General features: G+C 62.6%; 20 protein-coding genes. 6 read left to right on the forward strand and 14 right to left on the reverse strand.

What is annotated here, in order from left to right:
- Positions 1-750: a tetratricopeptide repeat protein gene (locus tag AC5O5R_RS04335; protein WP_172287689.1), complete on the forward strand. Its 750-nt coding sequence runs from the start codon at positions 1-3 to the stop codon at positions 748-750.
- A 54-nt stretch (positions 751-804) separates the two neighbouring features.
- On the opposite strand, the gene AC5O5R_RS04340 is transcribed toward AC5O5R_RS04335, so the two are convergent.
- Positions 805-1,968, reverse strand: a complete 1,164-nt coding sequence (locus AC5O5R_RS04340) for a type III PLP-dependent enzyme (protein WP_172218957.1) — start codon at positions 1,966-1,968, stop codon at positions 805-807.
- 505 nt (positions 1,969-2,473) lie between these two features.
- Between AC5O5R_RS04340 and AC5O5R_RS04345 the strand changes: the two genes are divergently transcribed.
- From AC5O5R_RS04345 to AC5O5R_RS04355, 3 genes are all read left to right on the forward strand, one after another.
- Positions 2,474-2,959 (forward strand): sigma-70 family RNA polymerase sigma factor, encoded by a 486-nt coding sequence (locus tag AC5O5R_RS04345; protein WP_172218959.1) that lies wholly within the window; start codon positions 2,474-2,476, stop codon positions 2,957-2,959.
- Between the two features lie 20 nt (positions 2,960-2,979).
- Positions 2,980-3,948 carry a FecR family protein gene (locus AC5O5R_RS04350; protein WP_172218962.1) on the forward strand — a complete coding sequence of 323 codons (969 nt, stop codon included), beginning with the start codon at positions 2,980-2,982 and terminating at the stop codon, positions 3,946-3,948.
- A gap of 108 nt (positions 3,949-4,056) precedes the next feature.
- A complete protein-coding gene (locus AC5O5R_RS04355; protein ID WP_172218964.1) occupies positions 4,057-6,486 on the forward strand; it encodes a TonB-dependent siderophore receptor in 2,430 nt (809 codons plus the stop codon).
- 109 nt (positions 6,487-6,595) lie between these two features.
- Here the strand turns inward: AC5O5R_RS04355 and AC5O5R_RS04360 are convergent, their stop codons facing one another.
- Genes AC5O5R_RS04360 through AC5O5R_RS04375 form a run of 4 tightly spaced genes read right to left on the reverse strand, consistent with a single transcriptional unit; the run spans position 6,596 to position 10,041 of the window.
- Complete coding sequence (locus AC5O5R_RS04360) at positions 6,596-7,753, reverse strand: osmoprotectant ABC transporter ATP-binding protein OsmV (RefSeq protein ID WP_172218965.1); 1,158 nt, start codon at positions 7,751-7,753, stop codon at positions 6,596-6,598.
- The gene (locus AC5O5R_RS04365; RefSeq protein WP_172218967.1) at positions 7,750-8,403 is read right to left on the reverse strand and encodes an ABC transporter permease; all 654 of its coding nucleotides are present in this window, start codon (positions 8,401-8,403) and stop codon (positions 7,750-7,752) included. The genes AC5O5R_RS04360 and AC5O5R_RS04365 overlap by 4 nt, the downstream gene beginning before the upstream one ends.
- A complete protein-coding gene (locus tag AC5O5R_RS04370; protein WP_172218969.1) occupies positions 8,400-9,314 on the reverse strand; it encodes a glycine betaine ABC transporter substrate-binding protein in 915 nt (304 codons plus the stop codon). Before AC5O5R_RS04370 ends, AC5O5R_RS04365 begins: the two co-directional genes overlap by 4 nt.
- 13 nt (positions 9,315-9,327) lie before the next feature.
- Positions 9,328-10,041, reverse strand: a complete 714-nt coding sequence (locus tag AC5O5R_RS04375; RefSeq protein WP_172218971.1) for an ABC transporter permease — start codon at positions 10,039-10,041, stop codon at positions 9,328-9,330.
- Positions 10,042-10,530: 489 nt separating this feature from the next.
- Between AC5O5R_RS04375 and AC5O5R_RS04380 the strand changes: the two genes are divergently transcribed.
- Together AC5O5R_RS04380 and AC5O5R_RS04385 are read left to right on the forward strand one after the other, a co-directional pair.
- Positions 10,531-12,114, forward strand: coding sequence for a peptide chain release factor 3 (locus tag AC5O5R_RS04380; protein WP_172218973.1), 1,584 nt, complete (start codon positions 10,531-10,533; stop codon positions 12,112-12,114).
- A gap of 358 nt (positions 12,115-12,472) precedes the next feature.
- A complete protein-coding gene (locus AC5O5R_RS04385) occupies positions 12,473-13,372 on the forward strand; it encodes a hypothetical protein (protein WP_494515002.1) in 900 nt (299 codons plus the stop codon).
- 360 nt (positions 13,373-13,732) lie between these two features.
- On the opposite strand, the gene AC5O5R_RS04390 is transcribed toward AC5O5R_RS04385, so the two are convergent.
- From AC5O5R_RS04390 to AC5O5R_RS04430, 9 genes are all read right to left on the reverse strand, one after another.
- Complete coding sequence (locus tag AC5O5R_RS04390) at positions 13,733-14,701, reverse strand: peptide ABC transporter ATP-binding protein (protein WP_172218977.1); 969 nt, start codon at positions 14,699-14,701, stop codon at positions 13,733-13,735.
- Positions 14,701-15,669, reverse strand: coding sequence for an ABC transporter ATP-binding protein (locus AC5O5R_RS04395; protein WP_172218979.1), 969 nt, complete (start codon positions 15,667-15,669; stop codon positions 14,701-14,703). The genes AC5O5R_RS04390 and AC5O5R_RS04395 overlap by 1 nt, the downstream gene beginning before the upstream one ends.
- A 10-nt stretch (positions 15,670-15,679) precedes the next feature.
- Positions 15,680-16,606 (reverse strand): ABC transporter permease subunit, encoded by a 927-nt coding sequence (locus AC5O5R_RS04400; RefSeq protein WP_172218981.1) that lies wholly within the window; start codon positions 16,604-16,606, stop codon positions 15,680-15,682.
- Positions 16,607-16,616: 10 nt separating this feature from the next.
- Positions 16,617-17,627, reverse strand: a complete 1,011-nt coding sequence (locus tag AC5O5R_RS04405; RefSeq protein ID WP_027920247.1) for an ABC transporter permease subunit — start codon at positions 17,625-17,627, stop codon at positions 16,617-16,619.
- Between the two features lie 91 nt (positions 17,628-17,718).
- Positions 17,719-19,329: an ABC transporter substrate-binding protein gene (locus AC5O5R_RS04410; protein WP_172218983.1), complete on the reverse strand. Its 1,611-nt coding sequence runs from the start codon at positions 19,327-19,329 to the stop codon at positions 17,719-17,721.
- Between the two features lie 78 nt (positions 19,330-19,407).
- Positions 19,408-20,787, reverse strand: a complete 1,380-nt coding sequence (locus AC5O5R_RS04415) for an OprD family porin (RefSeq protein WP_494515003.1) — start codon at positions 20,785-20,787, stop codon at positions 19,408-19,410.
- Between the two features lie 232 nt (positions 20,788-21,019).
- Complete coding sequence (locus tag AC5O5R_RS04420; RefSeq protein WP_172218987.1) at positions 21,020-22,612, reverse strand: ABC transporter substrate-binding protein; 1,593 nt, start codon at positions 22,610-22,612, stop codon at positions 21,020-21,022.
- A 146-nt stretch (positions 22,613-22,758) separates the two neighbouring features.
- A complete protein-coding gene (locus tag AC5O5R_RS04425) occupies positions 22,759-24,384 on the reverse strand; it encodes an ABC transporter substrate-binding protein (RefSeq protein WP_172218989.1) in 1,626 nt (541 codons plus the stop codon).
- A 333-nt stretch (positions 24,385-24,717) separates the two neighbouring features.
- On the reverse strand, positions 24,718-25,434 hold the full coding sequence (locus tag AC5O5R_RS04430) for an SIMPL domain-containing protein (RefSeq protein WP_172218991.1): 717 nt from the start codon (positions 25,432-25,434) through the stop codon (positions 24,718-24,720).
- Positions 25,435-25,557: the final 123 nt, after the last annotated feature.

Below are 25,557 nucleotides of genomic sequence, written 5' to 3' on the forward strand. Positions count from 1 at the left end.
GTGTCCTACCTGTTACGACGTGAAGAAGTGGTGGATGTGGCTGGCTTGCAGGCCATGCTCGAAGAAAGCCCCGGCAAGGCTGCCCAGGCGATCCTCGCCGCAGCCGGGCAGGGCGTGATCGAGGCGCAGTCGCTGCTGGGTCAGATCCTGCTCGACGGGCGCGGTATCGAGGCGGATGCCGGGGTCGCCCGCCGCTGGTTCGGCATTGCTGCACAGGGCGGCAGTGCCATGGCGCACAACATGCTCGGGCGTTGCCTGGAGCATGGCTGGGGCGGTGAGGTGAACCTGTCCCAGGCCGCCATTCACTATGCCCGGGCGGCAGATGCCGGCCTGGACTGGGGCCTGTACAACCTTGCCAACCTGCTGGCAACCGGGCGTGGCGTACCGGCCAACCAGGCGCAGGCGCTGATGTGTTACGAGAAGGCTGCCCAGCAGGGCCATGCCAAGTCGATGAACCTGTACGGGCGCTACCTTGAGCAAGGCATCGCCACGGCACCCAGCCCGGCGCGGGCGGTGCGCTGGTACCGGCGTTCGGCCGAGGCGGGGGATTTTCGCGGCATGTTCAGCCTGGCGCTGGTGCTGGTCGAGCGCGGTGAGCTGGCCGAGGCGGGGCGCTGGATGGAACAGGCCTGTGTCGAGGGCAACATGAATTTCCTGCGCAGTGCATTGTTCACCTTGCAGGGGGCCGGGCCGGTGTTGATGGCCTTTGCGGCTCGCTACGCCGAAGAGATTGACCGGCGCGGGGAGTGAGGCCAGCACAGGCAGCACATAAACAAAAACGGGGCCTCGCGGCCCCGTTATGCATTACAGGTAGAACGACTTCAGCGGCGGGAAGCCGTTGAATTCCACTGCGCTGTAGCTGGTGGTGTAGGCACCGGTCGACAGCCAGTACAGGCGGTCACCGATGGCCAGGTTCAGCGGCAGGCCGTACTTGTAGTTTTCGTACATGATGTCGGCGCTGTCGCAGGTCGGGCCGGCGATGACCACTTCTTCGGTTTCGCCTTTCTTCTCGGTCCAGATCGGGAACTTGATGGCTTCATCCATGGTTTCGATCAGGCCGGAGAACTTGCCCACGTCGGTGTAGATCCAGCGCTCGACGGCGGTGCGCGACTTGCGTGCAACCAACACTACTTCGCTGACCAGAATGCCGGCGTTGGCAATCAGCGAGCGGCCTGGCTCCAGAATGATTTCCGGCAGGTCGTCACCGAAATCTTCCTTCAGGAAGCGGATGATCTCTTCGGCGTAGGTTTCCAGGCTGTTGGTGCGGGTGATGTAGTTGGCCGGGAAGCCGCCACCCATGTTGATCAGCTTCAGCTCGATGCCGTCTTCTTCCTTCAGGCGCTCGAAAATCACTTTGACCTTGGCGATGGCTGCGTCCCATACGCTGATGTCGCGCTGCTGCGAACCCACATGGAAGGAAATGCCGTAAGGCACCAGGCCCAGGTCGCGGGCGAGGATCAGCAGGTCCATGGCCATGTCGGTCTGGCAGCCGAATTTACGGGACAGCGGCCAGTCGGCAGTGGTGGAACCTTCGGTCAGGATACGCACGTACACTTTCGAGCCCGGCGCGGCCTTGGCGATGTTGCGCAGGTCGGCTTCCGAGTCGGTGGAGAACAGGCGCACGCCCTTCTCGTAGAAGTAGCGGATGTCCTTGGACTTCTTGATGGTGTTGCCGTAGCTGATGCGGTCGGCGCTGACGCCGCGGTCCAGCACCTTGTCCAGCTCGTAGATCGAGGCGATGTCGAAGCTCGAACCTTTCTCTTTGAGCAGGTCGATGATTTCAACGGCCGGGTTGGCCTTGACCGCGTAGTAGACCTTGGCGAATTCGAAACCGGCGCGCAGGTCGTCGTAGGCCTGGCTGATCATCTGGGTGTCGATGACCACGAACGGGGTTTCCTGCTTGTCGGCGAACGCCTTCATTTTCTGGAAGGTGTCACGCGCGAAATAGTCTTCAACCTGGATCGACATGCTCAGGGACTCCATGGGCAAACGGTAAATTTAAGTGGCTGCAAACTGAACGTCCTCCGTATCCCCACTTTGGTTCGCCTACTCAGTACTTGAGCCGGATGGATCGTTTCCAGCATGGACGTTCGGCGCGCACTTTAGGGCGTGAAGAATGCAGAATCAACAGGCAATCCGGGCGCGATCGGCGTGGATCGACGACCCGCCATTTGAATAACCGACTCGTGTGACCGGCTGATGTTCCCCGGGATGTTTCAAGCGTAAATAATTGTGGAATGGACCGCGTTGACCCCTGCGCGGGTAAACCCGCCCCCGCAGGGTTTTCGCTATTGAAGTGGCAGCAGGTTCACCCGCCAAATGGCCACAGGTGTTCATATTTATGGCCACATTTTTTTGTACGACCGTGCATGAAATCCGTCATAAATTTTTTGTTACCGACTGGCGGAATTGCCGGTTTTTATGAGAACCATTACTATTCGCACCCTTATCTGCCTCCCTGACGGCCCTGATCGTGTCCGGACACAAAGGCTTCTTCGACCATTACCATGAGCTGATCGGCACCTGGACGCGCAAGTTGCGCAATCGCCAGCAGGCCGAAGACCTCACCCATGACGCCTTTGTCCGGGTGCTGGAAAACCCGCGTGAGCAGGTTGAGCAGCCGCGTGCCTACCTGCACCAGACGGCCCGCAACATTGCGGTGGACGGCTTTCGCCGCGAAGACCGGCGCCAGGCAGTTGAGCTGGACGCGTTCGACGCCGGCGCTGTCGGCAGTAGCGACCCGGAGGCTTACGTGCATGCACTGGAACTGGCCGACAGCGTCGAGCGGGCGCTGGCCGAGCTGCCGCTCAACTGCCGGCAGGTGTTCATCTGGCAGAAGCTCGAAGGCCTGACCCAGGCCGAGATTGCCCAGCGCATGGGGTTGAGCAAGAACATGGTCGAAAAGTATATGATCCGCACGCTCCGGCATCTGCGTGAGCACCTGGATGTGTCGGCATGATGAGTCAGGAGGCCTTTTCGATGAAACAGCCCGGTACCGGTACCGATACCGTCCGCGAGCAGGCGGCCGCATGGTTCGTTCGCGTGCAGGACGCGCCCGGTGATACCGCGCTGCAGAAGCAGTTACGTGCCTGGTTGGAGAGCGACGCGCGCCACCGCGAAGAATTCGACCATCTCAGCCGCGTCTGGCAGGCCGCCGACCTCATACCTCGTCAGCGCCTCGAGGCCCTATGCCAGCCGGACCCGGTGCAGCAGCTGCCGCGCCGGCGTTTATTGCGCCAGGCGTTGGCCGCTAGTGTGGCGGTATTGGCATTGGGGCTGGGCTGGAGCGCCTGGCACTACCAGCAACTGAATCACCAAGACACCCTGCAGACTGCCTTCAATGAGCGCCGCCAGGTCGAATTGCCGGACGGCTCGCACCTCGAACTCAACGGCAGCACGCAGTTGCAGGTCGATTTCAGCGCCGGCCAGCGGCATGTCCGGCTGAGTGCCGGCGAGGTGATGTTCACCGTCGCCCACGACAGCAGCCGGCCATTCGTGGTGGACACTGCCCAGGGCAGCGTGACCGTCACCGGTACCCGCTTTGATGTACGCCTCGACCCGGCCGCTACCCGCGTGGCAGTGGAGCAGGGCTCGGTGCGGGTGCAGGGCCAGGGCGCTTCGCTGGCGCGACTGACTGCTGGCCTGGGCTCATATATAGATGCAAAAGGCGTGGTGGCCGCACCCTATACGGTCAACACCAATGCCGTGACCGCCTGGCGCCAGGGCAAGCTGGTGTTCGACAACGCCACCCTCGCCGAGGTGGTGGCCGAAGCATCGCGCTATCGCAGCCAGCCGATATGGATCGCCCCCGGCAAAGTCGCCCAGTTGCGGCTTTCCAGCACCTTCAGCACCGACGATACCGACGCCTTGCTGCGGGCCTTGCCGAGCATCCTGCCGGTGGCCATCAAGGCCCATGAAGACGGGTCGCGAGAAATAATCGCGAAATAGATTCAGGTTTTTTTCCGCTCGTTCGTCTTCCCCGCTAGCTGCAACTGCCAAGCATTTACATTTGCATGCGGTTGGCGTTTATCCCGCATTCCAGGAAGTTTCGACGACGTGAACAATAACAAGCCCTTCCCACGCTTCCGTGCCTTGGCGCTGGCCTTGGCAGTCAGTGCCGTGGCCGTCCACAGCCAGTCCGCAGCGGCGGCCGGCACCATCCAGATCCAGGCCCAGCCATTGGCTTCGGCGCTGAACCAGCTTGGCCAGCAGACCAACCTGCAGCTGTTCTTCAGCCCCGACCTGGTTGCCGGCAAGCAGGCCCCGGCCGTGTCTGGCCGGCTGGCCCCCGAGCAGGCGCTGCAGCAGTTGCTGCAAGGCAGCGGCCTGACCTACGAGATGTCCCAGGGCACGGTGGTGGTCAAGCCGGCCCAGGCCGCTGACGCCCTCGGCGGCGGCAGCCTGGAGCTGGCGCCCACCGACATCAAGGTGGTGGGTGACTGGCTGGGTGAGGCCCAGCAGAGCGTGGTGCAGAACCACCCCGGCGCACGCACCGTGGTGCGCCGCGAGGCGATGGTGGAGAAGGGCGCGATGAATGTGCGCGACGTGTTGCGCGGCATCCCTGGCGTGCAGGTACAGGATTCCAACGGCACCGGCGGCAGCGACCTGTCGTTGAACGTCGGTGTGCGTGGCCTGACCTCGCGGTTGTCGCCGCGCTCCACGGTACTGATCGATGGCATTCCGGCGGCCTTTGCGCCTTACGGCCAGCCGCAGTTGTCGATGGCGCCGATTTCATCCGGCAACCTCGACAGCATTGATGTGGTTCGCGGCGCAGGCTCGGTGCGCTATGGCCCGCAGAACGTCGGCGGGGTGATCAACTTCGTCACCCGGGCGATCCCGGAGAAAGCCTCAGCCGAACTGTCCACCACCCTGGAAACCTCCCAACACGGCGGCTGGAAGCACACCGAGTCAGCGTTCGTCGGCGGCACTGCAGACAACGGCATGGGCGTTGCGCTGCTCTACACCGGGGTGAATGGCAACGGCTACCGCGAGAGCAACAACGGCAACGACATCGACGACGTCATCCTCAAGACCCACTGGGCGCCCACCGATGTCGACGAGTTCTGGCTCAACTTTCATTATTACGATGGCCGCGCCGACATGCCCGGCGGGCTGACCCAGGCCCAGTACGACAGCAACCCGTACCAGTCGCTGCGCGACTACGACTACTTCGCCGGCCGGCGCAAGGACGTATCGTTCAAGTGGCAGCGCCAGCTCGACGACGCTACCCAGTTCGAGGTGCTGACGTACTACACCGACAGCTTTCGCGGCAGCACCATCGCCGCGCGCGACATGAAAACCCTGTCGTCATACCCGCGCAACTACCACACCTTCGCCATCGAGCCACGCCTGTCGCGCATCTTCTTCGCCGGGCCGACCACCCAGGAAGTCAGCGTGGGCTACCGCTACCTCAAGGAAGCCATGCGCGAGCAGTCGACCCGCCTTGCGCTGATCGACAATGTGCCGACCCCCACCCCGACGTCCGATGGTCACGTGTTCCAGGACCGCAGCGGCGGCACCGAGGCCAGCGCCTACTACATCGACGACAAGATCGACGTGGGCAACTGGACGATCACCCCGGGCATCCGCTTCGAGCACATCAACACCGACTGGCGCGACCGCTCGGTGCTGGACGCCAACAACCGCCCGGTGCCGGAGAAAAACCGCAGCATCACCAGCAACGAGCCGTTGCCGGCGCTCAGCGTGATGTACCACATCTCCGATGCGTGGAAGGTGTTCGCCAACTACGAGACCTCGTTTGGCAGCCTGCAGTACTTCCAGCTGGGGCAGGGTGGTGCGGGCGACAGCACGGCCAATGGCCTGGAGCCGGAAAAAGCCAAGACGTATGAAGTGGGTACGCGCTATGACGATGGCGGGTTTGCCGGTGAACTGACAGCGTTCTACATCGACTTTGATGACGAGTTGCAATACATCAGCAATGACGTGGGCTGGACCAACCTTGGCGCCACCAGGCACCAGGGTATCGAGGCGTCAGTGCGCTATGACCTGGCCGGGCTGGACCCGCGCCTTGACGGGCTGTCGGTGAGCGGCGGTTATACCTTCACCCGCGCCACCTATGAAGGGGAGATCCCGGGCTTCAAGGGCCGTGACTTGCCGTTCTATTCACGCCAGGTGGCTACTGCCGGAGTGCGTTACGCGGTCAACCGCTGGACCTGGAACCTGGATGCCTACGCCCAGTCGAAGCAGCGCGCGCCAGGTACCGGGATCAACGCCGACGGCAGCTTCAACGGCGACTACATCACCGAGCCTGGTGCCGATGGGCAGTATGGCGATATTCCGGGGTACGTGACCTGGCATGCCCGGGGCGGGTATGAGTTCGGGCCGCAGATGTCCAACCTGAAGCTGGCGGCGGGGGTGAAGAACCTGTTCGACAAACAGTACTTCACTCGCTCCAGCGACAACAATGCCGGCATCTATGTGGGTGAGCCGCGGACCTTCTATGTGCAGGCCAGTGTAGGGTTCTGATACCGCGTCGCCTGCTTCGCGGGTGAGCCCGCTCCCACAGGTCCGGTGCAAGTCTTGGCTTCTGCACCTACCCTGTGGGAGCGGGTTTACCCGCGAAGAGGCTCTCGGATCAGGACGCGACCGCCTCGGCTGGCGAAACAATGCTGGTCTTGGCCCCACGCGAGCGCCCCGAGCTCAGGTAAGCCGCAATCGACTCCTGGGTCACTTCACCCAGGAACACCTGCTCGGCATCCAGCACCGGCAACCAGGCCCGGTTGAACTCGTACATGCGCGACAGCAGGATGCGCAGATGCTCATCATGCGAGGCCGTGGCATTGAACTGGCGCAGGAAGTCGCCACACGTACCTTGCTGGCGATGCATGTCACGCCGGCGCACGTAGCCCAGCGCCTTGTTCTGCCCATCGGTCACTACCACATAGCGGCGGTCGTGCTCGTCCAGCAGTTCCACCGCATCGCTCACCGGCGTCCCCGGGCTTACCGACGGCGCGTTGTCCGCTGCATCTTCGGCACGCACCAGCAACAGGCGCTTGAGGGTGCTGTCCTGGCCGACAAAATTGCTGACAAAGTCGTCCACCGGGTGCGCCAGCAAGGTGTCCGGGTGGTCCAGCTGCAACAGCTTGCCCGCGCGGAAGATGGCAATCTTGTCACCCAGCTTGATCGCCTCGTCGATATCGTGGCTGACCATGATCACGGTCTTGTTCAATGCCCGTTGCATCTCGAAGAACTCGTTCTGGATCATCTCGCGGTTGATCGGGTCGACCGCGCCGAACGGTTCGTCCATCAGCAGCACCGGCGCGTCCGCTGCCAGGGCGCGGATCACGCCGATACGCTGCTGCTGGCCGCCGGAAAGCTCGCGCGGGTAGCGCTGCAGGTACTGTTTGGGTTCGAGCTTGATCATGTGCATCAGCTCGCGGGCGCGGTCGTGGCACTTCTGCTTGTCCCAGCCGAGCAGGCGCGGTACCACGGTGATGTTCTCCTCGATGGTCATGTTGGGGAACAGGCCGATCTGCTGGATCACATAGCCGATATGGCGGCGCAGGGTGACCTCATCCAGCCCGGTGGTGTCCTCGCCGTTGATGAACACCTGGCCGGAGGTAGGTTTGATCAGGCGGTTGATCATTTTCAACGTGGTGCTTTTACCGCAGCCCGACGGGCCGAGAAACACACAGATTTCGCCTTCGTTGACGGTGAGGTTCACCGAGTCGACGGCTTTGACGTCCTTGCCGTTGGCGTTGAAGGTCTTGCTGAGGTTTTTCAGTTCGATCATGAGCGCAGTCCTTCTGGAGTCAGGGCACGTTGCAGGGTTTGCAGCAGCAGGTCGGCGATGATCGCCAGCAGGCTGACCAGTACGGCGCCGACCAGCAGCATCGACATGTCGCTGCGGCTGATGGAGGTGAGGATGAGCACGCCCAGGCCGCCGGCGCCGATGGTGGCGGCAATGGTCATGACGCCGATGTTCATGACCACGGCAGTGCGCACACCGGCAAGAATCACCGGCACTGCGATGGGCAGTTCGACCATGCGCAGGCGCTGGCCGAAGGTCATGCCGATGCCGCGCGCCGCTTCACGGATGCCGGGTTCGACGTTGGTCAGGGCCAGGTAGGTGTTGCGCATGATCGGCAGCAGCGAGTACAGGAACACCGCAGTGATCGCCGGCAGTGGGCCAAGGCCCTGGCCGAACTTTGAATAGAACGGCAGCAGCAGGCCGAACAGGGCGATGGACGGAATGGTCAGCAGCACCGTGGCGCTGGCCTGCAGCGGGCCGGCGACGGCCGGGAAGCGTGTCATCAGGATGCCCAGCGGCACGCCGACCAGAATCGCCAGGCTGACGGCGACGCCGACCAGCATGATGTGCTGCCAGGTCAGCTGCAGCACCTGCGCCCAGTCCAGGTGGTTGAAAGTGTCGATCAGGTTCATGGCTGGCCCTCGCTGTGCAGTGGGTGCTCTCGCAGGAAGGCGGCAGCCACGGCGGTGGGGTTCTGGTGCTCGACGTCGACCTGGGCGTTCAGCTGGCGCATGGTTTCGTCATCCAGCAGCTCGGCCAGAGGCTTGAGCAGGCCGACCAGTTGCGGGTTGGCATCGAGCACGGCTTTGCGTACCACCGGCGCGGCGGTGTAGTCGGGGAAGTAGTGCTTGTCGTCTTCCAGCAGTTTCAGGTTGAACGCGCTCAGGCGGCCGTCGGTGGTGTAGACCAGCCCGGCGAATACCTGGTTGTTGCGCATGGCGGTGTACACCAGGCCGCCGTCCATCTGGCGGATATTGCGCCGGTCCAGCGGCAGTCGGTACATCTCGCGCAGCCCGACCAGGCCGTCGGGGCGGTTGGCGAACTCGGTGTCCAGTGCCACCAGGTGGGTGCGCTCGCTTTCGTCACGCAGTACCAGGTTGAGGTCGCTGATGGTATTGATCTGCGGATAGGCTTCGGCCACTTGCTTGGGCAAACCCAGCGCGTAGGTGTTGCTGAACTTCGACGGGCTCAGCCAGATCAGGTCCTTTTTTGCATCCAGCGCCTTTACCCGGGCGAAGGTGGCTGCGGCACTGGGCATGCGCTCGTCGATATGGTTGTACGACACCAGCGACACGCCGGTGTATTCCCACATCAGGTCGAGCTGGCCGGTTTCCTGGGCCTGGCGGGCAATGTTGCTGCCAAGGCCGGTGGTGACGCGCACGTCAAAGCCATTGGCGCGCAGGTACTGCGCAGTGATTTCGGCTAGCACGGTCTGTTCGGTGAACACCCGCGCGCCGATACGGATCAGCGGTTTGTCCGCCGCCTGGGCAAATCCTGCAAACAGCAGGGCCGCGCCCAGCAGCAAGGCGATTCTCTTCTTCATACGTTCCCTATCTTTATTGGGCCAGGCCACGTTCCAGCCAGCGCTTGCTGGAGAAACTCACCGCAGCATCCAGCACCAGGGCCAGCAATGCGGTGCAGGCGGCACCCAGCAGCAGCTGTGGCTGGTTGTTCAGGCCGATGCCGGGAAAGATCAGGCTGCCCAGGCTGTTGGCCCCGATCAGGAAAGCCAGTGGCGCGGTACCCACGTTCAGCGCCAGGGCCACGCGCACCCCGCCGACAATGATCGGCACGGCGTTCGGTAGCTCCACTTGCCAGAGTTGCTGGCGCGGGGTCATGCCGATGCCGGTGGCGGCTTCCTTGAGCGAGGCGGGGACGTTTTTGAGGCCCTCGTAGGTGTTGCGCACGATGGGCAGGAGGGAGGCGAGGAACAGCGCGAAGATCGCAGGCCCGGCGCCGATGCCCAGGATACTGAGGGCGATGGCCAGAACGGCCAGAGGGGGAATGGTGTTGCCAACGTTGAAGAACTGCATGAAGCGCTCGGCTTTGTCGACCCGGTGCGGTCGACTGAGCGCAATGCCGGCGGGGATGCCCACGGCCAACGCCGCCGCCATCGAAGCCAGCACCAGTATCAGGTGCGCTTGCAGGTAGAACCCAAGATCGTCGCGATAACGCGCGATCGTGTCGATGCCGATCCAGTGGATCAGCAGGGCCAGGATGACGAGCACGGCGGCCCATCCCAACAGCCCTTTACCGTAGCGTTTAGCCACAGGCGGACTCCTTGTGTTGTCGGCGAGCACACTTCTTTGAAGCCGGCCATGGTTGGCGGCGGGTGGTGTGTTCGCGAGTAGCAGCGTGACGCAGGCCGAAGGCTGCGAATCAAGCCATGAGCCGAACCCCGTCGGGCCCGAAAATGCCAGTAAAACCAATCCCCAAGCGAAGCGGGTTGCAGGGGAGTGGACGTCTCCGTGGGCGCAAAGGTTCCCACTTGAAGCGGCATTTGGCCAGCGTTAATCACTGGGTGTGCGTAATTATGGCGAGAAAAAACAGTGGGTTAATGTGCTGCGGGCGTTGAAACAACTACCCTGTGGCCATTTGCCGTGATAAAGCAATTGCCTGGAAAATTTGTTGTGGCAGGGCCGGCCTATTCACCCACGAAAGGGCCGTACCAAGCGCCGCCTGTTCAGCAAATTTTGGTCCCCGCCCAACTTCAGGTATGATATCGCCCCTTTTAAAATCCCCCAGTCAGGCGATTTCCCATGACCAACCAGGCCGCCGAAGTCGCGAAGCGCCGCACTTTCGCAATCATTTCCCACCCCGACGCCGGTAAGACCACCATCACCGAGAAGCTGTTGCTGATGGGCAAGGCCATTGCCGTCGCCGGTACCGTGAAGTCGCGCAAGTCCGACCGCCACGCCACCTCCGACTGGATGGAAATGGAGAAGCAGCGCGGCATCTCCATCACCACCTCGGTGATGCAGTTCCCGTACCGGGAGCACATGATCAACCTGCTCGACACCCCCGGCCACGAAGACTTCTCGGAAGACACCTACCGCACCCTGACCGCGGTGGACTCGGCGCTGATGGTGCTCGACGGCGGTAAAGGTGTAGAGCCGCGGACCATCGCCCTGATGGACGTGTGCCGCCTGCGCGACACGCCCATCGTCAGCTTCATCAACAAACTCGACCGTGATATCCGCGACCCGATCGAACTGCTCGACGAAATCGAAGCCGTGCTCAAGATCAAGGCCGCGCCAATCACCTGGCCGATCGGTTGCTACCGCGACTTCAAGGGCGTGTACCACCTGCGCGGTGACTACATCATTGTCTACACCCCGGGCCACGGCCATGAGCGTACCGAGGTGAAGATCATCGAGAAGCTCGACTCCGATGAAGCCCGTGCGCACCTGGGGGACGAATATGATCGTTTCCTCGAACAGCTCGAACTGGTCCAGGGCGCCTGCCATGAGTTCGATCAGGACGAGTTCATCAACGGCCAGCTGACCCCGGTGTTCTTCGGTACCGCACTGGGCAACTTCGGCGTAGACCATGTGCTCGACGCGGTTGTCGACTGGGCGCCGCGCCCGCTGGCCCGTGTCGCCCACGAGCGCACCGTGGAGCCGGTGGAAGAGAAGTTCACCGGCTTCGTGTTCAAGATCCAGGCGAACATGGACCCGAAGCACCGCGACCGTATCGCCTTCATGCGCATTTGCTCGGGCAAGTACGAGAAGGGCATGAAGATGCGTCATGTGCGTACCGGCAAAGACTTGCGCATCGGCGATGCACTGACCTTCTTCTCCTCCGAGCGTGAGCAACTGGAAGAGGCGTTTGCCGGTGACATCATCGGCCTGCACAACCACGGCACCATCCAGATCGGCGACACCTTCACCGAAGGCGAGGCGCTGGGCTTCACCGGTATCCCGCACTTTGCCCCGGAACTGTTCCGCCGCGTACGCCTGAAGGACCCGCTGAAATCCAAGCAGTTGCGCCAGGGCCTGCAGCAGTTGGCCGAAGAGGGTGCAACGCAGGTGTTCTTCCCGGAGCGCAGCAACGACATCATCCTGGGTGCGGTGGGTGTGCTGCAGTTCGACGTGGTCGCCAGCCGCCTTAAGGAAGAGTACAAGGTGGAATGCGCCTACGAGCCGATCACCGTCTGGTCGGCGCGCTGGATCAGCTGCGACGACAAGAAGAAGCTCGAGGAATTCCAGACCAAGGCCATGGAAAACCTGGCCATCGACGGTGGCGGGCACCTGACCTACCTGGCCCCGACCCGGGTCAACCTGGCACTGATGGAAGAGCGCTGGCCGGACGTCAAGTTCCGCGCTACCCGCGAACATCACTGATAACTGAAATGGGGCCGCAACGCGGCCCCATTTCAGTTCACTTCATCAAACACTCCCTGAACTCCGCAACGAGGTCGCCACGACCCGCCTGCAGGCGGCACTGCCGGTGTGGTGGCGGGGCACTTGTAGAGCGTCGACAGCGAATTGATCCGGCGCTGAACCCCAGATCGTCAATTGACCCAAGAATGCAGAACACCTGATGCCTGAGCGCCTCTCGCGCATTTTGCACGGTTCTGAAACAGCATATTTCACTAAGTCATTGATTTTAATGATGGTCATTTTTTGTCACAAATGGCATGGCTGCTGCAATGGTTACTGCGCGAATGGATTTCTCGCTAACAACATAGGGCCAAACATCATGATCACCTCTGCCGACTACCCCGTTGTCGATACCCAAAGCCGCTCAGGGGTTTCCTGGGCGGCTATCTTCGCTGGCGCCGCTACTGCTGCAGCCTTGTCTCTCATCCTTGTGGTACTGGGTGCGGGCCTTGGCTTTGCGGCCACTTCGCCCTGGGCTGATGAGGGTGCAAGTGCCAAGGCCCTGGGCGTCTCCACCATTGTCTGGCTGCTGCTGACGCAGATCATCGCCTCAGGGCTGGGCGGCTACATTGCCGGTCGGCTGCGGGTGAAATGGGCCAACCTGCACGGTGACGAGGTGTATTTCCGCGATACCGCACATGGCTTCCTGTCCTGGGCTGTAGCAACGCTGGTAGCGGCGATGCTGGTACTGGGTGCAGCTGGCAACCTGGTAGGTGCCGGTGCCAGTGCCGCGTCACAGGCCGCGACCATGTCGGTAGCAGCAGGTGGTGCAGCAGCGGCGGGTAGCAATAATGACTCGACGGGTTACTTCGTCGACAGCCTGTTCCGTGGCGATGGCCCGGCACCGGTCAGCGACGATGCCGCCAACGGTGTAGCCGCACGCATCCTGGCCAAAGGGATTGCCAGTGACCAGGCATTGCCTGCCGAAGATCGCGCCTACCTGGCGCAACTGGTGGCGCAGCGTACCCGCCTGAGCCAGGCCGAAGCAGAGGCACGTGTCGACCAGGTGATGGCCCAGGTACAGCAGCTGAAGACCGACGCCAAGCAAGCGGCCGACACCGCTGCCAAGGTTGCCGCCTGGACGGCGCTGTGGACCTTTGTCGCACTGCTGTGCGGCGCGTTCTTCGCCAGCGTCGCGGCGCTGTACGGTGGCCGTCAACGTGACCGCGTGCAGTGGCTTGAAGGTGACTACGTCGCTCACCGGACCATTCAACGTTAAGCAAGGAGAACTGCCATGCGCTCGATACTGTTGTGGATGATCGGGGTACCGATTCCCGTGATTATCCTGATTGCACTGTTCATGCACTGAATCGAGGGGCGGCTTATGCCGCCCTTTGCTTTGGCGCTCGACAAGGAGACAGGCCATGCGCTCGATATTGCTGTGGATGATCGGGGTGCCGATCCCGGTGATCATCCTGATCTGGTTGTTCATGCATTGAAATAGCCGGGGCCGCTTTGCGGCCAATCGCCGGCAAGCCAGCTCCCACCCAGACCGCATCGAATTCACGCCCTGCGCCGTACTTGTGGGAGCCTGGCTTGCCGGCGATGGGCCGCAAAGCGGCCCGCCCTTAATCAACGATCAAAGAAACTGCTCGGCATAGTGGCACGCTACCTGCCGGGTACTGACCTGTCGCAGCGCCGGCACCTCCTTGGCGCACCGCTCGGTCGCATACGGGCAGCGCTTGTGAAACGCACAGCCATCCGGCGGATTCAACGGGTTGGGCAGCTCGCCAACAATGCGTATCTTTGGTTTGAGTGGGTCCGGATGAATAGCCGGCGTGGCCGACAGCAGCGCCTGGGTATAGGGATGCAGCGGCTTCTCGTAGATATCCGCCTTGGGCCCCATCTCCGCCGGCCGCCCCAGGTACATCACCAGCACCTGGTCAGCCACATGCCGCACTACCGCCAGGTTGTGCGAGATGAACACGTAGGCGGTGTTGAACTCCTTCTGCAGGTCCATGAACAGGTTCAGCACCTGGGCCTGGATCGACACGTCCAGCGCCGAGGTCGGTTCGTCCGCCACCAGCACCTTGGGCTGCAGCATCATCGCCCTGGCCAGGGCGATACGCTGGCGCTGGCCACCGGAAAACATGTGCGGGTAGCGCTGGTAGTGCTCGGGCCGCAGGCCGACCTGTTCCATCATCTTCTGCACCTTCTCGCGCCGTTCGGCCTTGCTCAGCGAGGTGTTGATCAGCAGTGGCTCGGCCAGTTGGTCACCAATCTTCTGCCGCGGGTTGAGCGAGGCATAGGGGCTCTGGAACACCATCTGCACATCACGGCGCAGTTGCTTGCGTTCGGCCTTGCTGGCGCCTGTCACCTCGGTGCCGGCGATCTGCAACGAGCCCGACGATGGCTCTTCGATCAGGGTCAGGGCACGCGCCAGGGTCGACTTGCCGCAGCCGGACTCGCCGACCACCGCCAGGGTCTTGCCAGCTTCCAGCTCGAACGACACGCCATTCAGCGCCTGAACCAGGGCATGGCCCTTGAACAGCCCGCGGGACACTTGGTAATGCCGGGTCAGCGCCCGGGCGGATAGAACGACGGCCATCACGCCACCTCCTGGTTCAGCGGGTAGAAGCAACGCACCAGGCTATGCGCCTTGGGGTCGAGGGACGGGCGCTGGTTTCGGCAGTTGTCCTGCACATACGGACAGCGCGGCGACAGCAGGCAACCGACCGGGCGGTCGTAGCGGCCGGGGACGATGCCGGGCAGGGTGGCCAGGCGTTCGGCGCCGATGCTGTGCTCGGGGATCGCCGCCAGCAAGGCTTCGCTGTAGGGGTGGGCGGGCACATCGAACAGCTCGGGTACCTGGCCGACTTCCACGGCCTGGCCGGCGTACATCACGCACACTCGCCTGGCCGTTTCGGCAACTACGGCGAGGTCATGGGTGATCAGGATCAGCGCCATGTTGCGTTCTTTCTGCAAGTTGACCAGCAGTTCCATGATCTGGGCCTGGATGGTCACGTCGAGCGCGGTAGTGGGCTCGTCAGCGATCAGCAGCTTGGGCTCGCCGGCAATTGCCATGGCAATGGCCACACGTTGGCTCATGCCGCCGGACAGTTGGTGCGGGTAGGCATCCAGGCGGCTTTCCGCAGCCGGGATTTCCACCTTTTTCAACAGCTCCAGGGCCCGTTGGCGCGCCGCCTTGCCTTTCAGGCCAAGGTGCTGGCGCAGCACTTCCTCGATCTGGAAGCCCACCGTATAGCTGGGGTTGAGCGCGGTCATCGGGTCCTGGAAGACCATCGCGATGTCCTTGCCCACCACTTTGCGCCGCTGCCGGCCGCTGAGCTTGAGCATGTCGGTGCCGTCGAAGTTGAGGGCATCGGCGGTAATGCGCCCCGGCGCGTCGATCAGCCCCATCAGGGCCATCATGGTCACCGATTTACCCGAACCGGACTCGCCGACGATGGCCAGGATCTCGCCGGCGTCCACCACCAGGTCCAGGCCGTCGACCACCGGTACTGCGTTGGCGTCGCCGAAGCGCACGTTGAGGTTATTGATCTGCAACAGTGACATGGCGTTCTCCTCAGGCGGCGTTCTTGAGTTTCGGGTCCAGCGCATCGCGCAGGCCGTCGCCCATCAGGTTGATTGCCAGCACACTGAGCAGAATGGTGATGCCCGGCAGGCTCACCACCCACCAGGCGCGCTCGATGTAGTCACGGGCCGACGCCAGCATGGTGCCCCACTCGGGGGTTGGCGGTTGTACGCCCAGGCCCAGGAAGCCCAGGGCGGCGGCATCCAGAATCGCCGAAGAAAAGCTCAAGGTGGCCTGCACGATCAGCGGCGCCATGCAGTTGGGCAGCACGGTGACGAACATCAGCCGCGGCAGCCCGGCACCGGCCAGGCGCGCGGCGGTGACGTAGTCGCGGTTCAGTTCGCCCATCACCGCAGCGCGGGTCAGGCGCACGTAGGAGGGCAGCGAAACGATGGCGATGGCAATCACCGTGTTGATCAGGCCTGGGCCGAGGATGGCGACGATGGCCACGGCCAGCAGCAACGACGGCAGGGCCAGCATCACGTCCATCAGGCGCATGATCGACGGCCCGAGAATTTGCGGGAAAAAGCCGGCCAGCAGGCCCAGCAGGATGCCCGGGATCAGCGACATCACCACCGACGACAGGCCGATCAGCAACGACAGCCGCGCGCCCTGGATCAACCGCGAAAGCAGGTCGCGGCCCAGTTCGTCGGTACCGAGGATGAACTGCCAGGTGCCGCCTTCGAGCCACACCGGCGGGGTCAGCAGGAAGTCGCGGTATTGCTCGCTCGGGTCATGCGGGGCGACCCAGGGTGCGAACAGTGCGCAGAACACCACCAGGCACATGAAGGCCAGGCCCATTACCGCGCCCTTGTTGCGCGCGAAGGCTTGCCAGAACTCTTTGTACGGCGAAGGATAGAGCAGGCTGTGGTCCACCGGGCTGGCCGGCGCCACAGGTTTTGCAATCGGGCTAGTCATGGCAAGGGCCTCAGCGCTGATGACGGATGCGTGGGTTGGCCAGGCCGTAGAGAATGTCCACGACGAAGTTGACCAGGATTACCAGGCAGGCGATCAACAGGATGCCGTTCTGGACCACGGGGTAGTCGCGGGCGCCGATGGCTTCGATCAGCCACTTGCCGATGCCCGGCCATGAAAAGATGGTTTCGGTCAGCACCGCCCCCGCCAGCAGCGTGCCGACCTGCAGGCCGAATACGGTCAGAACCGGGATCAGCGCGTTGCGCAGGCCGTGCACGAACACCACGCGGGCTGGCGACAGGCCCTTGGCGCGGGCGGTGCGGATATAGTCCTCGCGCAGCACTTCGAGCATCGACGAGCGGGTCATGCGGGCGATCACCGCCAGCGGGATGGTACCGAGCACGATGGCCGGCAGGATCAGGTGCATCACCGCGTCCTTGAACGCGCCTTCTTCGTCGCTGAGCAGGGTGTCGATGAGCATGAAGCCGGTCTTCGGCTCGATGTCGTAGAGCAGGTCGATGCGCCCGGACACCGGGGTCCAGCCCAGGCTGACCGAGAAGAACATGATCAGGATCAGGCCCCACCAGAAGATCGGCATCGAGTAGCCGGCCAGCGATATGCCCATCACCCCATGGTCGAACAGCGAGCCACGCTTGAGCGCGGCGATCACCCCGGCCAGCAGGCCGACGACGCCGGCGAACAGCAGGGCGGCCAGGGCCAGTTCGAGGGTAGCGGGGAACAGGGTGAGGAACTCGGTCCACACGCTTTCGCGGGTGCGCAGCGATTCACCCAGGTCACCGTGGGCCAGCTTGCCGACGTAGTCCAGGTACTGGACCGGCAGCGGCTTGTTCAGGCCCAGGCGCTCCATGGCCTGGGCATGCATTTCGGGGTCGACCCTGCGCTCGCCCATCATCACTTCCACCGGGTCGCCGGGGATCAGGCGTATAAGCGCGAAGGTGAGCAAGGTGATGCCGAAAAAGGTCGGTATCAGCAGGCCAAGGCGCCGGGCAATAAAACTCAACATTGTCGGGGTTACCTCATCAGGCCGTGCGGCCAACAGCGCGCGACGGCAGTGCCGCCGGTCCCCGTGAGGGTTGCCGGCGGTCGTTGTTGTTCTACTTCACCTTGGTGGTGGCGAAGTTGTTGTTGGTCAGAGGGCTGATCACGTAGCCCTCCACGTTGTCACGCATGGCCGTGAACACCTTCGGGTGGGCCATGCTGATCCAGGGTTGGTCGTCATCGTACACTTTCAATGCCTCGCTATAGAGCCTTGCGCGTTCGTCGTTGTCGATCACCTCGCGGGCCTGGGTAATCAGGTCCTGGAATTTCGAGTTGCACCAGCGCGCGTAGTTCTCGCCGTTTTTTGCCGCTTCGCAGCTCAGCAGCGGGGTAAGGAAGTTGTCCGGGTCGGCGTTGTCACCTGCCCAGCCGGTGGACACCAGGTCGGCTTCGCCCTTTTTCGCCCGGCGCAGCATTTCGGCCCACTCCATCACGCGAATGTCCAGCTTCAGGCCGATCTGTTTCAGGTCGGCCTGCAGCATTTCGGCGGACAGGCGCGGGTTGGGGTTGGTCATGCCGCCGCCGTTACGGGTGAACAACGTGATCACTGCGCCTTCCGGTACGCCAGCTTCCTTGAGCAAGGCACGCGCCTTGTCGAGGTCGCGGGGTGGGTTCTGGTTGCTGGTGTTGTAGCCGATCATGGTCGGCGGGTACGGGTTCACGCCCACTAGCGCGTTGCCTTTGCCAAACAGCTGGTCAACATGGCTCTGCCGGTCGAAGGCCATGTTGATGGCTTTACGCACGCGCACGTCGCTGAGGTACTTGTGCTGGGTATTCATGGCGATATAGCCGGTGACCAGCGCTTCGGTCTCGGCCACCTTGAGCCTGGGGTCGGCCTTGATCGACGGCACGTCCTCCGGTTTGGGGTACACGGCGACCTGGCATTCGTTGGCGCGCAGCTTCTGCAAGCGCACGTTGCTGTCGGTACTGATGGCGAATACCAGGCTCTCGGCTGGCGGCTTGCCGCGGAAGTAGTCGGGGTTGGCCTTGAAGCGGACCTGGGCGTCCTTGTTGTAGCGCTGGAAGATGAACGGGCCGGTGCCGATCGGCTTGCTGTTCAATTGGGCGGTGTTACCGGCCTTGAGCAACTGGTCGCCGTATTCGGCGGAGTAGATCGAGGTAAAGGCCATTGCCATGTCACGCAGGAACGGCGATTCGGGGCGGGCCAGGGTGATCACCACGGTGTGCTCGTCGATCTTTTCCACCGACTTGAGCAGGCGGCTGAAGGACATGCTTTCGAAGTACGGGTAGCCGACACTGGTCTTGCCATGCCACGGGTGGGCCGGGTCGAGCTGGCGCCGCAAGCTCCACAGCACGTCGTCGGCGTTGAAGTCCCGGGTGGGGGTGAAGTAGTCAGTGGTGTGGAACTTCACTCCCTGGCGCAGGTGGAAGGTGTAGGTCAGGCCATCTGCCGAAATGTCCCAGCGTTCGGCCAGGGCTGGCTGCACGTCAGTGGTACCGGGCTTGAAGTCGACCAGGCGGTTGAACAGCGTTTCTGCGGTGGCATCGAAGGTGACCCCAGTGGTGTACTGGACCACGTCGAACCCTTCCGGGCTGGCTTCGGTGCATACCACCAGCGGCTTGGCCGCCAGCTGCGTGGCACTGCCCAGGACCAGTGCGGCCAGGGCAAGGCGCAGCGGTAGCGATTTCATGAAAGCTTTCTGCATGGGTTGAGTTCTCCCTGCTTGCATGGGTTCCAGCGTAGCCGCCACGGCCCGCCGTGAAGCGGACCGTGGCGTCAACGGTCAGAGAATGTTGAACGGAATGGTGGTCACCACGCGGAACTCGTCCAGGCTGCCATCGCCCTGGGCCTTGCTGGCGCGGTGGGTGGTGTAGGTGGCGCGGATGCTGGTGTCTTTCAGCGGCCCGCTCTGCACCGCGTAGCTGCTGCCGATGCCCCACTCGTAGTGGGTTTCGCCATCCAGGCCTTTCACGTCATAGGCCGTGCCGCGGTAGTGCGTGCCATCGATGCCCCAGCCGCGGGCGTTGTACAGGTTGAACTTCAGGCCCGGCACGCCATAGGGCGCCATGTTCAGCACGTAGGAAATCTGCAGCGACTTCTCGTTGGGGCCGTTGAAGTCCGACAGCAGCGAGTTGGCCAGGAAGATGCCGTTGGTTTCGTGCAGGTAGTCGAAGTACTCGTTGCCGTTCACCTGCTGCCACGAAGCGCTGAGGGTGTGCGCCTGATGGGTCAGTCCGAGCGACAGGCTGTAGGTGTCGTTGTCGATCTTGCCCATCTTCTGGCTGCCGGCGTCGACAGTCTTGTAGTAGTTCAGGCCGGTGTTCAGGCTGAGCACCGCGCTGTCGCCGAGCACGTGGTTGGCGCCGAAGTAGTACTGGTTCCAGAAGTCGTCGACCTTGGTGGCGTACAGGCTGGTGCTGAGGCTTCTGAACGGCTGGTAGTTGATGCCGGCGGTGCTGGCGCGGTCGGTTTCAACGCCGGCGGCGCCGTACTCGCTGCGGAACTTGCTCAGGCTCTGCTCGGTACGTGGCGAGACGCGGTCGAAGGTGCCCAGGTCGATGCTGAGGTTGTCGAACTCGGCGCTGTGCAGGAACGCGCCCTGGAAGCTTGAGGGCAGGGCACGGTTGCCGATGTAGGCGAGCATCGGCGTATCCACCGACTGGCGGCCCAGGGTCAGGGTGGTGTTGGACACGCGCGCCTTGATGTTGCCCAGGCCCAGTTTGCTCCACTGGCCGATGGGATCGCCGTCGCTGTGGGTCAGTGTGCGGTTATTGGGCCCGGCAATGGCCTGGCGGCTCTGCTGCAGGGCGATGGCGTTGTAGCCGGCGGCCTCGACGGCAAAGCCCACAGTGCCCTCGGTGAAGCCCGAGCTGTAGTTGAGGATGGTGCCCTGTAGCCAGTTTTCGCGGCTGTGGGTGTCGTGGCGGGTGCGGTCATTCTTGTAGTACTTCCACAGCGGGGCGCGTGCGGCGCGTTCGCGGGCGTACCAGTTGCGGGTGCTACCGGACAGGCTCTGGCCGTCGATGAAACCGCTGGCCTGGGCCTGCTCGCTGCTGTCCTTCAAGGTAATGGGGATGAAAGCCTGGCTTTGCGGGTCGGCCTGGGCCATGGTGGTCAAGGCACCGATGGATAACGCCAGTGCGGTCAAGGTGAATGCTTTCAAGGTTGAAGCTCCTTTTCTTTTCTAGTTATTGCCGGCCTTGTGAGCCGGGGTGCTTGTAGCGGTGTTGCCAGGGGTGCCACGGGATCGCCGGGCAAAATTGGGGAGATGTGTTGCCTGTGCTGGCCCAATCGCCGGCAAGCCGGCTCCCACAGGGAACTGGGTAGGTCCCGAGATCTGTGGAGTACTTTGTGGGAGCTGGCTTGCCGGCGATGAGGCCGGTGCAGGTTAAAAATCAGTCAACACTCACACCGGAAAAATCATTGCGTCCGAACGGGCTGACCTTGAACCCGGAAACCTTGATGCCAAGTGGCTGGTTGACCGTGGAATGCGCCACCGGGGTAATCGGGACCTGCTGCTTTAGCCGCTGCTGGGCTTGCTGGTACAGCGCGCTGCGCTGCGCGCGATCGGTTACCTGCTTGGCCTGTTTGACCAGGCTGTCGTACTGCGGATCGCACCACAGCGAGTAGTTGTTGCTGCCGATGGCATCGCAGCTATAGAGGGTGCCCAGCCAGTTGTCCGGGTCGCCGTTGTCACCGGTCCAGCCGATCAGGGCGATGTCGTGTTCGCCGCTTTTCATGCGCTTGAGGTACTCGCCCCATTCGTAGCTGACGATGCGCACCTTGAAGCCGAGCTTGGTCCAGTCGGCCTGGAGCATTTCGGCCATCAGCTTGGCGTTGGGGTTATACGGGCGCTGCACCGGCATGGCCCAGAGGGTGACCTCGGTGCCCGGCTTGACCCCCGCCTGCTGCAAGAGCTGCCTGGCCTTTTCCGGGTCGTAGGGTGCGTCCTTCAGGCTTTTGTCGTAGGACCATTGGGTTGGCGGCATGGCGTTGACTGCCCGTTGGCCGGAGTCTTGGTACACCGCCTGGAGAATCGCTTGCTTGTTGACTGCCATGTCCATCGCCTGGCGCACTTCCAGGCGGTCGAACGGGGGGTGCTGGGTGTTGTAGGCGATGTAGCCAAGGTTGAAGCCCGGTTGCTGCAACACCTGCAACTTGCTGTCGGCCTTGAGCGCCGGCAGGTCGGCCGGGCGTGGGTGCAGGGTGACCTGGCACTCGTTGCGCCGTAGCTTCTGGATGCGCACCGAAGGGTCGATGTTGATCGAGAACACCAGGTTGTCGAGCTTGACCTGCTCCGGTGCCCAGTAGTCCTTGTTGCCCTTGTAGCGGATCTGCGAGTCCTTCTGGTAACGCTGGAACACAAACGCCCCGGTGCCGATCGGTTGCTGGTTGATGTCGCTGGGGCGACCGCTGGCCAGCAGTTGCTCGGCGTATTCGGCAGACAGTATCGAGGCGAAGCTCATGGCCAGGTTCTGGATGAACGCGGCGTCGACCGTATTCAGGGTGAACACCACGGTCAGCGGGTCGACCTTGTCGACACCGGCGATGTTCTTGTCCAGGCCCATGCTGATGAAATAGGGGAACTCGGTAGGGTACGCCTTGCGGAACGGGTGGTCCTTGTCGAGCATGCGATTGAAGGTGAACAGCACATCGTCGGCATTGAAGTCGCGGCTCGGGGTAAAGGCCTTGTTGCTGTGGAACTTGACCCTCTCGCGCAGGTGGAAGGTATAGCGCAGGCCATCGTCGGAGACTTCCCAGCGGGTCGCCAAAGCAGGGTGCACGGCTGTGCCGCCGCGTTCGAACTCGACCAGGCGGTTGTAGATCGGCTCGGCGGCGTCGTTGTCGGTGGCGCTGGTGTACTGGGCGGTGTCGAAGCCTGCGGGGCTGCCTTCGGAACAGAACACCAGGTTGTTGGCCAGCAAGGCCGGTGACTGGCTCATCAGGCCCAGGGCCAGCAGGGTCGAAAGGCGGGTAGCGTGGCGCATGGCAAGTCCTTTTTCGTCTGTTTGCGCCGTCTCGGGGTACGAATGACGGCAACAGTTCGCCGACCCCGCAGCGGATAGCCGCAGGACGACATGCAAAAGTTGCTGGAGGAAGGGGCGCCCGCGGCTCGGCGGGCGCCGGCGTTACCCTATTTGTCCACGCTGACGCCGTAGAAGGAGTTCAGCGCAAACGGGCTGATCTTGAAGTCCTTCACTTTGGCGCTCATGGGCTGGTACACGGTGGAGTGGGCGATCGGGGTGATCGGCACCTGCTCCTTGAGGATGTGCTGCGCCTGCTGGTACAGCGCGGTGCGTCTGGCCTGGTCGGAGGTGGCCTTGGCCTGCTTGATCAGGTCGTCGTAGGGCTTGTAGCACCATTTGGAGAAGTTGTTGCCGTCCACGGCATCGCAACCGTAAAGCGTGCCCAGCCAGTTGTCCGGGTCACCGTTGTCACCGCTCCAGCCAATCAGCATGGCGCCCTGTTCGCCGCCCTTGGAGCGCTTGATGTACTCGCCCCATTCATAGCTGACGATCTTCGCCTTGATGCCGATCTTGGCCCAGTCGGACTGCAGCATTTCGGCCATCAGCTTGGCATTGGGGTTGTATGGCCGTTGCACGGGCATGGCCCACAGGCTGATCTCGGTACCGTCCTTGATGCCGGCTTCCTTGAGCAGCTGCCTGGCTTTTTCGGGGTCGAACGGGGCGTCCTTGATACTGTCGTCATAGGACCACTGGGTCGGCGGCATGGCGTTGACTGCCAGCTGGCCCGCGCCCTGATACACCGATTCGATGATCTTCTTCTTGTCCACGGCCATGTCCAGTGCCTGGCGCACCTTCAGCTGGGCCATGGGGTTGGGCTCGTTGCTGCCCTTGATCTTGTCCATCACGTTGTAGGCGATGTAGCCCAGGTTGAAGCCGGCCTGCTGCGGCATCTGCAGGTTCTTGTCGGCCTTCAGCGGCTCGATATCGGCCGGGCGCGGGAACAGGGTGACCTGGCACTCGTTCTTCTTCAGCTTCTGCATGCGCACCGAGGCGTCGGTAGTGATGGCGAAGATCAGGTTGTCGATCTTCACGTCCTCGGGCTTCCAGTAGTCCTTGTTGCCCTTGAAGCGGATCTGCGCGTCCTTCTGGTACTTGCTGAACACGAACGGGCCGGTGCCGATCGGCTTCTGGTTGATGTCGGCGGGCTTGCCGCCCTTGAGCAGCTGGTCGGCGTATTCGGCGGACTGAATGGAGGCGAAGCTCATGGCCAGGTTCTGGATGAACGCTGCGTCCACTTCGTTGAGGGTGAACTTCACCGTGTGCTCGTCGAGCTTCTCGAGCTTGGCGATGTTCTTGTCCATGCCCATGTCGGTGAAGTACGGGAATTCGGTGGGGTAGACCTTGCGGAACGGGTGGTCCTTGTCGAGCATGCGGTTGAAGGTGAACAGCACGTCGTCGGCGTTGAAGGGGCGGCTGGGCTTGAAGTAGTCGGTGGTGTGGAACTTGACCCCTTCGCGCAGGTGGAAGGTGTAGGTCTTGCCGTCGTCGGACACTTCCCATTTGGTCGCCAGCCCCGGGATGACTGCAGTGCCGCCGCGTTCGAACTGGGTGAGGCGGTTGAACACGGTCTCGGCCGAGGCATCGAAGTCTGTGCCGGTGGTGTACTGCCCTGGGTCGAAGCCTGCCGGGCTGCCTTCGGAGCAGAACACCAGGTTGGACGCGGCAAGTGCCGACGGAGCACCGGTGAGCAGACCTGCGCCTAGCAGGAACGGAATGACTGCGTGTTTGAGCATGGTGGCCTCATTGTTGTCATTTTTCGATTGAGGTGGCCTCGTGAGCCGACCTGCGGATACTTATGCAGGGGGTGATCCCAATGCAACAGGCATAAGGATAGTTGGCGTCAGAAAAGTAGTACGAGCGTACATGGATGTCGCATCGGTATAACTTTCGGCGAAGTTAAACGTTTGCGCAGGCAAAATGATGGCATTTTGCTGGATGTTTCGAGGCGGGGATATTTGTAGGCGGCACCTTTATGGCGCGTAGGAAAGGTCTGAAAACACTTGATTTGGCGTTGACGCGGTCCCTGTGGGAGCGGGCGTGCCCGCTCCCACAGGGACTATGTGGCCTTACGGCATCTGCACTTCGATCAAACCATCAGCATTCATGCTCACTTCACTGGTCCCGGCTTCGATATCCGGCGCCGGCGCCGCTTCATCCGCGCCCATGGCCTTCATCGCCATTGGTGCACTGCGCATGTACGGGCGTGGGTAGCCGCTGCTGTTGAGGTTCAAGCTGACCACTTTGTAGCCCTTGCCGCCCAACGCCTCGGTGGCCAGTTGCGCGCGCGCCTTGAAGGCATCGACCGCATCCTTGAGCAGGGCGTCTTCGCTGGTCTTGCGCGTGGCCGGGGCGATGGAGAAGTCCATGCCGCCCATCTTCAGTTCCTGCAGCAGGTCGGCGGTGAGCTGGGACAGGGCCGGGAAGTCGGCGCTTTCCAGGCGCAGTTCGGCGCGTTCGCGCCAGCCGGTGATCTTCTGGCCCTTGCTGTCATAGACCGGGTAGCTGTTGCGGCTGCCCTGGCTGATCTTCACGTCCTTGACCTGGCGCGACTGCTGCACCGCCTTGTTCATGGTTTCGGTGATCTGCTTGGCGAGCTTGCCCGGGTCGGTGTTCTGCGCTTCGCTGTACAGGGTCACGACCATCAGGTCGCGCGGCACTTCCTTGCTGACTTCGGCGCGCAGCGAAACCTGGTTGTAACGCGGTTCATCGGCGGCCAGCGCCGGCAGGCTGGCGAGCAGGCCGCAGGACAGGATCAGGGCGGTGCCGCGACGTGGGATTTGCATGGGGTACTCCTTGGCAATAAAAGGCGTGGGGTGTGGCCATCCATTCCACGCATGGCCAATCAGACCGGCAACAGTGTAGTGGGTTCAAAAGTGCCATCATGAAGCTGTGACAAAGTGTGGCGC

Source organism: Pseudomonas sp. 8_5_2 (genome assembly GCF_059295255.1).

Coding starts and splice junctions, on each gene's coding strand:
- AC5O5R_RS04370 (WP_172218969.1), bottom strand. CDS start 9,314: ATGAAGAAGAGAATCGCCTTGCTGCTGGGCGCGGCCCTGCTGTTTGCA.
- AC5O5R_RS04350 (WP_172218962.1), top strand. CDS start 2,980: ATGAAACAGCCCGGTACCGGTACCGATACCGTCCGCGAGCAGGCGGCC.
- AC5O5R_RS04410 (WP_172218983.1), bottom strand. CDS start 19,329: ATGCAGAAAGCTTTCATGAAATCGCTACCGCTGCGCCTTGCCCTGGCC.
- AC5O5R_RS04385 (WP_494515002.1), top strand. CDS start 12,473: ATGATCACCTCTGCCGACTACCCCGTTGTCGATACCCAAAGCCGCTCA.
- AC5O5R_RS04400 (WP_172218981.1), bottom strand. CDS start 16,606: ATGACTAGCCCGATTGCAAAACCTGTGGCGCCGGCCAGCCCGGTGGAC.
- AC5O5R_RS04390 (WP_172218977.1), bottom strand. CDS start 14,701: ATGGCCGTCGTTCTATCCGCCCGGGCGCTGACCCGGCATTACCAAGTG.
- AC5O5R_RS04340 (WP_172218957.1), bottom strand. CDS start 1,968: ATGTCGATCCAGGTTGAAGACTATTTCGCGCGTGACACCTTCCAGAAA.
- AC5O5R_RS04430 (WP_172218991.1), bottom strand. CDS start 25,434: ATGCAAATCCCACGTCGCGGCACCGCCCTGATCCTGTCCTGCGGCCTG.
- AC5O5R_RS04365 (WP_172218967.1), bottom strand. CDS start 8,403: ATGAACCTGATCGACACTTTCAACCACCTGGACTGGGCGCAGGTGCTG.
- AC5O5R_RS04395 (WP_172218979.1), bottom strand. CDS start 15,669: ATGTCACTGTTGCAGATCAATAACCTCAACGTGCGCTTCGGCGACGCC.
- AC5O5R_RS04420 (WP_172218987.1), bottom strand. CDS start 22,612: ATGCGCCACGCTACCCGCCTTTCGACCCTGCTGGCCCTGGGCCTGATG.
- AC5O5R_RS04405 (WP_027920247.1), bottom strand. CDS start 17,627: ATGTTGAGTTTTATTGCCCGGCGCCTTGGCCTGCTGATACCGACCTTT.
- AC5O5R_RS04360 (WP_172218965.1), bottom strand. CDS start 7,753: ATGATCGAACTGAAAAACCTCAGCAAGACCTTCAACGCCAACGGCAAG.
- AC5O5R_RS04425 (WP_172218989.1), bottom strand. CDS start 24,384: ATGCTCAAACACGCAGTCATTCCGTTCCTGCTAGGCGCAGGTCTGCTC.
- AC5O5R_RS04380 (WP_172218973.1), top strand. CDS start 10,531: ATGACCAACCAGGCCGCCGAAGTCGCGAAGCGCCGCACTTTCGCAATC.